A 12,085-nucleotide genomic window follows, 5' to 3' on the forward strand; every position below is an offset into this window, starting at 1 on the left:
GATAATGAAAAAGAAAAAAGAGAGTTTATTTCAACGCTTTACCTTATGGCGTGAAAAAAACATCAAAGAGAAAAACTTCATTTTACTTTTGAGCTTTCTGGTTGGTATATTTACTGCCTTTGCTGCTTTAATCCTGAAGTATTTAATACATCTTATCCAGGATTTTCTTACCAATAACTTCAGTTCAACAGGGGTTAACTACCTGTATTTGGTATATCCCATTGTTGGGATATTTATTGCCGGCTGGTTTGTGCGTAATATTGTGAAAGATGATATTAGTCACGGTGTAACCAAAATATTATATGCTATATCGCGCCGTAAAGGGCGCATCAAAAGGCACAATATATGGTCGTCGACCATAGCCAGTTCCATAACCATCGGATTTGGGGGATCGGTAGGAGCAGAAGCACCTATTGTACTAACAGGTTCGGCTATCGGATCTAATCTGGGAAGCCTCTTCAAAATGGAACACCGCACACTTATGCTCCTTGTAGGATGTGGCGCTGCGGGTGCTGTTGCAGGAATCTTTAAGGCACCCATTGCCGGATTAGTGTTTACCATCGAAGTGTTATTGCTCGACTTGACTATGACTTCGTTGCTTCCGTTGCTCATATCGTCGGTAACAGCAGCTTCGGTTTCTTATATTCTTACTGGTACAGAGGCCATGTTTAAGTTCCATCAGGAGCAATTGTTTGAGATGGAAAGAATCCCCTATGTTATTCTGTTGGGTATTTTCTGCGGATTAACATCTTTGTACTTTACCCGTGCAATGATTTGGCTGGAAGGAATATTCGGCAAGCTGAACAACCCATATAAGAAATTCCTGTTAGGGGCAATACTGTTAAGTATTCTTATCTTCTTATTTCCCCCGCTTTATGGTGAAGGATACGATACTATTGAGCTCTTACTTAATGGTAAGAATTTAGCAGACTGGGATACAACAATGAATAACTCTATCTTTTATGGTCATTCAAACCTGTTGATAGTATATTTGTTATTGATTGTTTTGTTTAAAGTATTTGCTTCTAGCGCAACCAATGGAGGGGGAGGTACCGGAGGTATCTTTGCACCTTCGTTATTTCTGGGTTGTATAGTAGGATTTATCTTCTCTTATTTCAGCAACTTCTTCGACTTTACCCCCAACCTGCCAGAAAACAACTTCGCCCTGATGGGAATGGCCGGTGTTATGAGTGGAGTTATGCATGCCCCATTAACCGGAATATTCCTTATTGCCGAACTTACCGGAGGTTATGATTTATTTCTTCCTTTAATGATTGTTGCCGTAAGCTCGTACCTTACCATCATTATATTCGAGCCGCATAGTATTTACTCTATGCGTTTGGCCAAAAAAGGACAGCTACTTACCCACCATAAAGATAAAGCCGTACTTACTTTAATGAAGATGGAGCATGTTGTTGAAAAAGATTTTTCGATAGTTTATCCGGATATGGATTTGGGCGAACTGGTGAAAGTAATCTCAACCTCACACCGTAACATGTTTCCGGTAACAGATAAAGAAGGAGTACTTTTAGGAGTTGTTTTATTAGATGATATCCGGAACATTATGTTCCGCCAGGAGTTGTATCATCGTTTTAAAGTACAGAAATTGATGACAGCCATCCCTATCAGGTTGTACGATACAGATAGTATGGAACAGGTTATGCGCACCTTTGATGATACCAAAGCATGGAACTTGCCCATAGTAAGTACAGAGGGTAAATACCTGGGATTTGTTTCTAAGTCGAAGATATTTAACGCCTACCGTGAGGTGCTTGTACAGTTCTCGGAAGATTGATTAAAGTTTTTGAGTTTTTAAGGATTTAAGTTAATAAGACATCTTAATATCCTTAAAAACTCAGAAACTTAAAAACTTAAAAACTAAAATGAAAGATTTACGAATAGTATACATGGGTACTCCCGATTTTGCGGTAGAGCCCCTCCGTCGTTTAGTTGAAGGCAACTATAACATTGTTGGTGTAATCACAATGCCCGATAAGCCCGCAGGCCGTGGACATAAAATCCAATATTCGCCGGTAAAGCAATATGCGTTAGACCACAATCTGCCTTTATTGCAACCAGAGAAACTTAAGAATGAAGATTTTCTGAACGATCTTCGTGCATGGCAAGCCGATCTTCAGATAGTTGTTGCCTTCCGTATGCTTCCCGAAGTAGTTTGGAATATGCCACGTTTCGGAACATTCAATCTGCATGCATCTTTATTGCCCCAATATCGTGGTGCAGCCCCTATAAACTGGGCAGTTATAAATGGTGAAACCGAAACCGGAATAACCACCTTCTTCCTGACCCACGAAATTGATACGGGCAAAGTTATTCAGCAGGTTAAAGTACCCATTGCCGATACCGATAATGTAGGTATTGTACACGATAAACTAATGAATCTGGGTGGTGATTTGGTTCTGGAAACCGTAGATGCAATTATTGCCGGCACCATAAAACCTATTGCACAAGAAGACATGGCAGTGGTGGGCGAGTTGCTTCCTGCACCAAAAATCTTCAAGGATACTTGTAAGATAAACTGGGATCAGCCTGCAAAGAACGTATATGATTTCATTCGCGGCTTATCACCTTATCCCGGAGCATGGACAGAGATGCAAACGGCAGATGAAACCGTAGTTGCAAAGATATTCGGTAGCGAGAAATCTCAGGAGACGCATCAGCTTACTCCCGGTTCAATAGAAACAGATGGCAAAACTTATTTAAAAGTTGCTGTTGCCGATGGATTTATTAGTGTCAAATCACTGCAACTCCCTGGGAAAAAGCGTTTGGAAATAGGCGAACTTCTGCGAGGATATAGGTTTGCAAGTACAGTATGTTTTGTTTGATTATGCATCGTTACTTTATTTATTTAGCTTACGACGGCACCAACTACCACGGCTGGCAGATACAGCCCAATGGTATAAGCGTACAGGAAACATTAATGAAAGCCCTGTACACTTTTCTTCGTAAAGAGATAGAAGTTATCGGTGCCGGAAGAACAGATGCCGGAGTACATGCCGCACTAATGGTTGCACATTTCGACTATCCGGGCGAGCCACTAGATACAAGCCAGGTAAAAGAAAAGCTAAACCGTATTTTACCTCCCGACATTTCGGTATACAATGTAAAAGAAGTCAAACCCGATGCTCATGCACGCTTTGATGCCCTTTCGCGCACATATAAATATTACGTAACAACAGAGAAGTTTCCTTTTCAAAGACAGTACCGTTACCGGCTTCATAACAAACCCGATTTCGATAAGATGAATCAGGTTGCCCGTATATTATACGAATATACCGACTTTACCAGTTTCAGCAAACTACACACCGATGTTAAAACCAACAACTGCAAAGTAACAAACGTCTGTTGGACACAGATAGACGATGTTACCTGGGAATTTACCATCACAGCCGACCGGTTTCTGCGCAATATGGTACGGGCAGTAGTAGGTACACTACTCGAAGTTGGACAAGGAAAACTTACAGCCGACGGATTCCGGAAAGTCATTGAACAAAAAGACCGTGGTAAAGCCGGTACATCTGTTCCCGGTCAGGGATTGTTTCTGGTAAATGTAGAGTATCCGGAAGAGATATGGAGATAAAGGAGGTAAAGTGAGGTAAAGGAGGTAAAGTATCCATGCGGCATCGTTACTTTACCTCCTTTACCTCACTTTACCTCTACCTCACTCTATTTAAAACTTAATTATTATGTGGTTATTATTAGCATTTCTTTCAGCACTTTTGCTGGGATTTTATGATGTATTTAAAAAGCAGTCATTAAAAGACAACGCTGTTTTACCGGTTCTTTTTCTGAATACACTGTTCTCCAGTCTTATATTTCTCCCTTTCGTTCTGATATCCTTGTATGCTCCCAATGTTTTAGGAGGAACCATATTCGAGGTACCTCAGGCAGGTTGGGAAGTACATAAATACATTATAATAAAATCGTTCATCGTACTATCTTCATGGATCTTCGGGTATTTTGCAATGAAACATTTACCCATTACCATAGTAGGTCCAATCAATGCCACCCGTCCTGTGATAGTACTTCTTGGAGCCATGCTTTTGTTTGGCGAACGCCTTAATCTATATCAATGGATTGGAGTATCGTTGGCAATCATATCCTTTTTTATGTTAAGCAATTCCGGCAAGAAAGAAGGAATAGATTTTAAGCATAACAAATGGATATTCTTTCTTATCCTCTCTACCATAATGGGTGCCATCAGCGGACTGTACGATAAGTACCTGATGAAACAATTCAATCACATGCTTATTCAGTCGTGGTATAATATTTATCAGGTGTTTATAATGTGTCCTATCCTGTTGTTACTTTGGTGGCCCAAAAGGAAATCCACTACTCCGTTTAGATGGACATGGACTATTATTCTAATTTCTATATTTTTGTCGGCTGCCGATTTTGCTTACTTCTATGCATTGAGCTTTGATGATTCTATGATTTCTATTGTATCCATGGTAAGGCGTAGCAGTGTAATTGTTTCTTTCTTGTTCGGTGCATTGGTTTTCCGTGAAAAGAATTTAAAAAGTAAAGCAATCGACCTGCTTCTGGTGTTAATAGGAATGATATTCTTATATTTGGGGACAAGATAATAATTTATACCTTTGTGTGGTTGAATAGTAATATAGTATGGCATATTTGAATAAGGTTGAAATCAAAAGCCTATGGGGTACAAAAAACATCGCATGGAATAATATTCATGAAGATGTAAATATCATTGTTGGAATAAACGGTAGTGGTAAAACGACTTTATTAAATTTAATATGGGGGGCCATTACTAACGATTCAAAAATCAAAAACAAGTATAATCATTCAGAAGCAACATATCAATATACATATTCAGATATTCCACTGATTGCAGAGTTTATCACTACTTTTGATGTTGTTTACTCCCATAAAAAGAAATCCGAATCACCTTTAACCCTTGATCTCCTTGATGCAATATACACCACTGGACAATCAAAAAACACCTTTTATGATTATCGCCTAAAAGCAACCAATTTTCCCGAACAGGCCGATTCTATTAATAAACGTATTCAATCATTCTATAAACTGATTGATAAACAATTCTCAACCACAAACAAGAAGATTGAAGTAGATCCTCATACCAATAAACTCATATTCAAACAAAACGGGAACACTATTCAACTGGAAGATTTATCTTCTGGTGAAAAGCAATTCCTGCTTATTATGTTCAAAGTCTTCCTTATGGAAGAAAAGCCCTATATTCTGTTGATGGACGAACCCGAAATATCCATGCACATAGAATGGCAGTTTGAATTGATCAATACAATCAGAGAGTTGAACCCCAATTGCCAGATTATATTAGCAACCCATTCGCCTGGTATATTCGGTAATGGTTGGGGAGATAAAGTTGTATATATGGAAGATATTATGAGTGATGCAAACTAATCGGGATGTACAAAAACACTACTCCTCGTTGGCACAGTATTATTCCAATATACCAACGCTATTGAGGAAATGCAAAGCTGTTATTCATTTGGAAGATAAAACCGATGAAAGATTCTGGAGACCTTTTTTTGAAAGGTACTTTCCGAATGAAACATTTCAGTTCCTTCCATATTCGCAAAATGAAAAAGGGAATAATACATCAGGTTGCGAACAATGTTTAAAGTTTAAGCCTTATTTAAATAAGAATTTTCTGATTTGTATTGATAGCGATTACCGTTATTTGTTACAAGAACCAAACATTGATATAGATCATTTTATATTTCAGACATATACTTATTCTTTAGAGAATCATTTCTGTATTAGTCATGGACTAAACCTGATATGCAAACTATCATGTAAGTATGATAATGAAATATATGATTTCGAAGATTTTCTGAAAAAGTATTCAGCTGTTATATACGAACTGTTTTTATGGCATATTGCATTATTCAGGAATAACCCGGAGGATTTTAATGAAGATGAGTTTTGTTCGCTTATTAAATTGCCCCATGTTTATAATAGCATTGACAATCAGTCGGATAAATTATTAAATGAATTAAAACAAAGAGTTACTGAAAAAATAGAATCACTAAAAAGAACTCATCTTCAATTTAGTTTAGAAACCGAAAAAAGAAAATATGCTGCATTAGGACTTACAGAAGAAAACACCTATCTCTATATCAGAGGACATAATTTATTTTCGATGTGTAACACTATTGGTAAAAAGGTTTGCGATAAGATACTAGAGATAGAAAAAGGAAAATTAAAAGATTCCAGTCAGATTGGAATTCTATATAATTCAGTAGACGATTTTGAAAAGGTAATCAGTCATAATATTCTTTTTGGAACTTACCCCGAAATAATTAGGATAGAAAATGACATGAGAAAATACATTCAAGCAAATAATTAAATATATGAAAAAGCTAACAACACTTTTATTTATACTATCAGTAGCTATCTCCCTATCTGCCCAAGAAGCTAAAACCGTATTCGCAAACATTCCCGATTCACTGTATCCACTTCTTACAGCTGTAAACAGAGCCGATTTTATTGATTTCCTTGAAAGCAATATGGCAGCCAAAGTAAAAAACAAATTGGGGGGCGAATCCGAAATGACTACCCTTTCAAACTCTTACATACGCATTCAAACAACCGATAAGAGTGTTTGGGAAATGAAACTGCTTCCGGTAAGCGAAGAAAAAAAAATAGTTTGCATTGTTTCTACTGCATGCGGACCAGTATGCGACAGCTCAATAAAATTCTTCACAACCGATTGGAAAGAGTTACCCGCTACCGAATATATAACACTTCCCAGTGCCGACGATTTCTTTCAAGCCCCCTCTCAGGAAAAGCTGAACGAATATAACCAATTAAAGAAGAAAGCTGATATATTTCTGAGAAAAGCAGAATTGGATAAAGATACCAATAAATTAACCTTTGCATATACTACCCCCGAATACATGGAAGGAGATGATAAAAAAGAGATTCTTACTTATATCCAAGCTCCTTTAGTGTATGAGTGGGATGGTGAAAAGTTTTATAATTAACCCATAAGAAACAAAAAAGGCCTGTTTTCCAACAGGCCTTTTTTTGTTTCTTGGTGGGCGATGACGGGTTCGAACCGCCGACCCTCTGGGTGTAAACCAGATGCTCTGAACCAACTGAGCTAATCGCCCTTTTTTACGAAAGTGTTCAGTTATTTTTGTGGGCGATGACGGGTTCGAACCGCCGACCCTCTGGGTGTAAACCAGATGCTCTGAACCAACTGAGCTAATCGCCCGTACACTTTCGTTTCAAAAGCGATGCAAAGATACGGCTTTCTATGAAACCTCCAAAGAAAAGCTGAAATATTTTTCTCTATTATTCAATAATAGCTTCTTTTCTCACTTTTTTATCAAAAAACACATGCTGATATTTGCAATATTAAAGATTATATCTATCTTTGCACCGCATTAGCAAATATGGTGGCTATAGCTCAGCTGGTTAGAGCGTCGGATTGTGGTTCCGAAGGTCGTGGGTTCGAACCCCATTAGCCACCCCAAAAAGAAATAAGCCTTGGACTTTTTGTTCAGGGCTTTTGTTTTTAATAAGATTAATTGTAAATTGCCCCCTGCACAACTAATCCATCAAACCGGAACGCAATGGCTACTAACAGTAATCGCACAAAGAAGATTATTATACGCATAGGGATAGGCATACTGGCAACCTTCCTTGTTCTTCTTATTATTATAGGTATAGTTCTCAATACAATTGTAACTCCCAAACGAATAACCCCGGTATTATTAGAAGTTGCCCATCAATACCTGGATGCCGAAATTAACTGCGAGTCTATCGATATCACCTTCTTTTCAACCTTTCCCGATCTGGGAATACAAATGAATAACGGTAGCATCGTACATTCTGTATCTACCGATAGTATTCATCAGCCATCGGCACCAGATACATTATTGGTTTTCGAAAAAGGAACTGTTTCGCTTAACCCTGTAGCTTTCATCTTTAATAGGAAAATTGTTTTGCACAAGTTCGAGGTTCAAAATGGTGATGTTTATGCTTTTGTTAATGCCGATGGAAAAGCCAACTGGGATATTGTTATTCCATCGGAAGAGGTTGCCCAACAGCCCGAAGAAAACAAAGCCTTTGATATGCCCGAACTAAATATTAAGGATATACACCTACAAGATATTCGGATAACATACGATGACCTGCACGAAGACGTGTTTGTACTGATGGATAGTGTACAGATGAAGCTAAATGGAAACATGGCCAAAGATCGTGCTAATTTAAATCTGGCTTTCCGCACCAGTGGAATAACATCTTACTACCAGGGGCAAACATATTCTAAAGAACTGCCTGTTAGTATACGTACCAAGCTGAATAACGACCGGATAAACAAATCGCTGACGTTAGACAGGGGAGCAATCAACCTTGGGATTCTTAAACTAAGAACTGCAGGAAGTATTGTGCGCGATTCGGTAGTTCGTGGTGCCAACGTTAATATAGACTTCACACTCAATGCATCTTCCCTATCGGATATTGTTGAAATGGTTCCTGCACATATAAATGATATTAATAGCCAGATTGTTGCCAACGGAGAAATTCAGTCGACAGGGAAAATAAGCGGTTTGTTAAGTAGGGAGCAATATCCTACATTATCACTCTCCTTTCAATTGGCCAACGGAATGGTTGCACCAAAGAAACACAAGGATAAACCGTTTGCTGAGGAAATTAAGCTCAACTTCGAAACATTGATCGACTTTTCGGGTAAGCAATCTTCTACGTTCAAGCTGAATGAGTTTTCGGCCAACTCGGGTTCGTCAAAGATTCATGTAAAAGGTAGTTTAAACAATTTGTTAACCCAACCGTTTGTTGATACACAGGCTAAAGCGATAATTGATTTTACACAGTTATCACAATCATACTCTTTTTTGGAAGATATTAAGATGGGAGGAATGATCGACTTTGATCTTTCGGCCAAAAGTTTATTAAGTGATATCCAATCGTTCAACCTAGGTAAAATCAATATAAATGGTAATGCCAACATAAAGAGTTTGTTCTTTAATCATCTGAAAGAAAACTTTTCTTTATATGCCACCAATGCCGATATGAAATTCGGAAGCAATACCCGCGATAGTATTCGAGGCCGTTTGCTCGAAAGTCTTCTTCGCGGCAGTGTATCAATGGATAGTTTAAACTTAAACTGGAAAGATGAGATAAAGGCCAGCGCAGGTAAAGTATCTTCATCTTTCAGTACCTCGGAACCCAAAGACAGTAGCTCTATTGCTCCGGTTACTACCACTGCCCGGGTACGGAATCTGCAATTAAATATGGGCGACTCGGTACGTTTACGAAGTTTCCGCACCAATGCTTTTGCACGCATAGCTCCGTCGAAAGGAAATCTTTCTTTACCAGAAATAAGTCTGCGTTTTGCACTGGATACCGTTGGCGCACGATACACCGATACTGGCGGAAGCATACGTAACGCCAATCTGTCGCTAAAACTAAACAAATTACAAACCCAGAACAACCGAAGAGCGAATACTACAACCGACACAACCAATATAAGTAGCAACCGGCAACGTTATGCCGGCATGACCAGGGAGCAAAGAGATTCTTTACGGAAAGTACATTTCAATCCCGAAGCGAATCTTTCTTTCCGACTGGAATCGCAGGAAACCCGTGACTTATTAAGAAACTGGGATGTTACAGGAGATCTTAAATGCACAAGCGTGAGATTGCGTACACCCCTCTTTCCGCTACCCATCAGGGTGATGGAGTCGCAAATGAACTTCACTACAAATAATCTGAAAATAGAGAAAGCTGATTTACAAATTGGTTCTTCGGCATTAAGCTTGAGTGGTGACATCGACGGCATAAGGCAGGCATTATTGTTTAATGGCAAAGTTGCAGCAAAACTTACACTTACGGGAGACTCTATCGACTTTAACCAATTAATAAAGGCAGCGGTTGCCGGTTCGGAGTATTCTTCTAAATCTTCGATAGAGAAAGATTCGATCTCGGCCACTGTTCTTGATGAATCGAAGGCAATACCTATCAATGTTGATACAGTTCAATCGGCTATTTTTGTTGTTCCCCGTAATCTGGATATTGAATTTAACTCGCGCATACAGAATGCTAAGTTCTCTGATATCCATATCCGGAATGCTATGGGCCGGATTATCTTGCGCGATCAGGCAATTCAGTTGCCCCGTTTCAGTTTAAGTTCGGATATTGGTAAAGCAACCATGACCATGGTATATAAGGCAGCCAACAGTGAGGGTGCACATGTTGGAATGGATGTAAATATCACACAAATGGATATTAAAGAACTTATTCAGGCTGTTCCTATGATTGACGAACTGGCACCCATGCTTCGCTCGTTCGAGGGAGTAGTTGATTGTGAGATGACCGCCGTTACCGAACTCGATTCTGTGATGAATGTACTTTTACCTCGAACAACGGCTTCGTGTTATTTGCATGGTAAAGACATGGTTCTGCTGGATGGTGAAACCTTTTCGGAGATATCGAAAACTTTGATGTTTAAAAACAAGAAGCGCAATGTTATTGACAGCATCTCGGTAGAAATGATTATGGAAGATGAGAAGTTAATGATTTTCCCCTTCCAAGTATCTATCGACAGGTATAGTGCTGGTGTGGGTGGGCTACAAAACCTCGACTTATCATTCAATTACCACATAACCGTACTAAAATCGCCTTTGCCATTTAAGCTGGGTTTAAACATTACCGGTAATGCCGACGATATGAAAATTCGTTTGGCAAAAGCTAAATACAAAGACCTTTTTACTGTTGCCCGCGAAAAGCAACTAACCGAAACTATCAATGTTAGGGAGGAAATGGGGCAGAAACTTAGAAAGAGTATTAACGAAATTGTTGGTAGCGACCTGAAACAACCTATTCGAAGACCCAAATCATCGTTACCGGATAGTTTAAGGAATGAATATTTCCGGATGGATACTACCAAAGTTGCTTTTCCAACAGGTCATCCCGGTAGGACAAAGGCTTTATCCTACCGGGATGAAAAGGGGTCAATCAATTACAATATCAAACTGATCGTACGATTCTGTTCTCCATGCTTTATCGGCAGTAGTTGGTGAGATAGCAAACAGAGGTGAGAATGTTTTTACTTTTATTGTTTTGCCATCAGGCATAAACTCAAGGATTCTCAGCCATCCATCACCACCGTTACCGTGCCATTTACCATCAGCCGTTTGAGCATTAAACATCATCTGGGCAACATTCTTTCCGGAAGCGTTTTTATCCATCCGAAAGGCTACATTATCTTTGTGCGGAGCAATTTCGCAGGCATGCCCGCAAACAAGCATAAACACATTCTTCGATGGGTAAATCACTCTGTCCCAAATGGCTTTTCCATAATTGGCAGGCGATACTTTATACCCTTCTTTTTCATAGATAGTGCCATCACCATCAAGGTACGAATGGGTAAGAATCAACACCTTGTGGTCCTGATACTTTTTTGAGTTAATCACTCTGTTTGCCCATTCCAAAGCCTCGTTGCGAGGTGCAAACTCAATGGATACAACCAATAGTTTTCCCCATGTATCGGTATCAAACTCGTAGGCAGCGTTTTCCAATGTAGGCACTCCATTCGAATCTTGTGCTACCGATACCAATGTTTGCCTCCAACACGAATTACGTTCCGATGGAAAATAGTGTGGGAAACGGGTCAAACGGTTTTCGGCTTTTTCATATCCATAGTCGTGATTACCTGTGCATAACACATAGGGCGTTTTATTATCCAACTTTTCGAAAGCACGCGATGCCGCCTGCCATTGCTCTTCGCTGGTTTGGTTGCCATTCACACCATCCGGTATTCGAATTTCATTTTGTTCCACCAAGTCGCCTGTACAAAGTACAGTTTTAACACACAATCTTTTCAGGTTATTAGCTGTCCATGCTGTCATTAAATCAAATATAGGTTGATTCACATCGAACTTGGTATAACTCTGAGGATCAGGGATTACAATCATGGAGAACGATTTCGGATCGGTCAACTCTACCATGACGGGCTGTATCTGGGCAGAAAACTTGCAGCAGATGGCCAGTGAAATAAGAATAAGGAATGTTTTTTTCATAAAATCAGTAG

The 12,085-nt window shown here is 39.3% G+C and carries 9 protein-coding genes and 3 tRNA genes; 9 read left to right on the top strand and 3 right to left on the bottom strand.

What is annotated here, in order from left to right; genetic code table 11:
• The first annotated feature begins 4 nt into the window (after window positions 1–4).
• From D0T85_RS07120 to D0T85_RS07150, 7 genes are all read left to right on the top strand, one after another.
• Window positions 5–1,795, top strand: coding sequence for a chloride channel protein (locus D0T85_RS07120; RefSeq protein WP_163211676.1), 1,791 nt, complete (start codon window positions 5–7; stop codon window positions 1,793–1,795).
• An 88-nt stretch (window positions 1,796–1,883) separates the two neighbouring features.
• Complete coding sequence (fmt, locus tag D0T85_RS07125) at window positions 1,884–2,843, top strand: methionyl-tRNA formyltransferase (RefSeq protein ID WP_163211678.1); 960 nt, start codon at window positions 1,884–1,886, stop codon at window positions 2,841–2,843.
• A gap of 2 nt (window positions 2,844–2,845) precedes the next feature.
• The gene (gene truA, locus D0T85_RS07130; protein ID WP_163211680.1) at window positions 2,846–3,598 is read left to right on the top strand and encodes a tRNA pseudouridine(38-40) synthase TruA; all 753 of its coding nucleotides are present in this window, start codon (window positions 2,846–2,848) and stop codon (window positions 3,596–3,598) included.
• Window positions 3,599–3,704: 106 nt separating this feature from the next.
• The gene (locus tag D0T85_RS07135; protein ID WP_163211682.1) at window positions 3,705–4,604 is read left to right on the top strand and encodes a DMT family transporter; all 900 of its coding nucleotides are present in this window, start codon (window positions 3,705–3,707) and stop codon (window positions 4,602–4,604) included.
• A 37-nt stretch (window positions 4,605–4,641) separates the two neighbouring features.
• Entirely contained in the window at window positions 4,642–5,424 is a 783-nt protein-coding gene (locus D0T85_RS07140; protein ID WP_163211684.1) for an AAA family ATPase, read from the top strand.
• The gene (locus tag D0T85_RS07145; RefSeq protein WP_163211686.1) at window positions 5,414–6,373 is read left to right on the top strand and encodes a DUF4435 domain-containing protein; all 960 of its coding nucleotides are present in this window, start codon (window positions 5,414–5,416) and stop codon (window positions 6,371–6,373) included. The genes D0T85_RS07140 and D0T85_RS07145 overlap by 11 nt, the downstream gene beginning before the upstream one ends.
• A gap of 4 nt (window positions 6,374–6,377) precedes the next feature.
• The gene (locus D0T85_RS07150) at window positions 6,378–7,010 is read left to right on the top strand and encodes a DUF3256 family protein (RefSeq protein ID WP_163211688.1); all 633 of its coding nucleotides are present in this window, start codon (window positions 6,378–6,380) and stop codon (window positions 7,008–7,010) included.
• Window positions 7,011–7,061: 51 nt separating this feature from the next.
• Here D0T85_RS07150 and D0T85_RS07155 read toward each other — a convergent pair.
• Both D0T85_RS07155 and D0T85_RS07160 read right to left on the bottom strand, forming a co-directional pair.
• A tRNA-Val gene (locus D0T85_RS07155) sits at window positions 7,062–7,139 on the bottom strand.
• 29 nt (window positions 7,140–7,168) lie between these two features.
• Window positions 7,169–7,243 (bottom strand) — tRNA-Val (locus D0T85_RS07160).
• 184 nt (window positions 7,244–7,427) lie between these two features.
• On the opposite strand from D0T85_RS07160, the gene D0T85_RS07165 reads away from it, so the two are divergent.
• Together D0T85_RS07165 and D0T85_RS07170 are read left to right on the top strand one after the other, a co-directional pair.
• A tRNA-His gene (locus tag D0T85_RS07165) sits at window positions 7,428–7,504 on the top strand.
• 100 nt (window positions 7,505–7,604) lie between these two features.
• Window positions 7,605–11,075: a hypothetical protein gene (locus D0T85_RS07170; protein WP_163211690.1), complete on the top strand. Its 3,471-nt coding sequence runs from the start codon at window positions 7,605–7,607 to the stop codon at window positions 11,073–11,075.
• On the opposite strand, the gene D0T85_RS07175 is transcribed toward D0T85_RS07170, so the two are convergent.
• Window positions 11,007–12,074 (bottom strand): metallophosphoesterase, encoded by a 1,068-nt coding sequence (locus D0T85_RS07175; RefSeq protein WP_163211692.1) that lies wholly within the window; start codon window positions 12,072–12,074, stop codon window positions 11,007–11,009. The two genes, D0T85_RS07170 and D0T85_RS07175, sit on opposite strands and share 69 nt — an antisense overlap.
• Window positions 12,075–12,085 lie beyond the last annotated feature (11 nt).

Source organism: Bacteroides sp. 519, assembly GCF_010500955.1.
In the GTDB taxonomy this organism is placed as follows: Bacteria; Bacteroidota; Bacteroidia; order Bacteroidales; family Bacteroidaceae; genus Bacteroides.

Excerpts from the sequence above, each read along its gene's own strand:
- D0T85_RS07120 (WP_163211676.1), top strand. The coding sequence starts at position 5 with ATGAAAAAGAAAAAAGAGAGTTTATTTCAACGCTTTACCTTATGGCGT.
- fmt (WP_163211678.1), top strand. The coding sequence starts at position 1,884 with ATGAAAGATTTACGAATAGTATACATGGGTACTCCCGATTTTGCGGTA.
- truA (WP_163211680.1), top strand. The coding sequence starts at position 2,846 with ATGCATCGTTACTTTATTTATTTAGCTTACGACGGCACCAACTACCAC.
- D0T85_RS07135 (WP_163211682.1), top strand. The coding sequence starts at position 3,705 with ATGTGGTTATTATTAGCATTTCTTTCAGCACTTTTGCTGGGATTTTAT.
- D0T85_RS07140 (WP_163211684.1), top strand. The coding sequence starts at position 4,642 with ATGGCATATTTGAATAAGGTTGAAATCAAAAGCCTATGGGGTACAAAA.
- D0T85_RS07145 (WP_163211686.1), top strand. The coding sequence starts at position 5,414 with ATGCAAACTAATCGGGATGTACAAAAACACTACTCCTCGTTGGCACAG.
- D0T85_RS07150 (WP_163211688.1), top strand. The coding sequence starts at position 6,378 with ATGAAAAAGCTAACAACACTTTTATTTATACTATCAGTAGCTATCTCC.
- D0T85_RS07170 (WP_163211690.1), top strand. The coding sequence starts at position 7,605 with ATGGCTACTAACAGTAATCGCACAAAGAAGATTATTATACGCATAGGG.
- D0T85_RS07175 (WP_163211692.1), bottom strand. The coding sequence starts at position 12,074 with ATGAAAAAAACATTCCTTATTCTTATTTCACTGGCCATCTGCTGCAAG.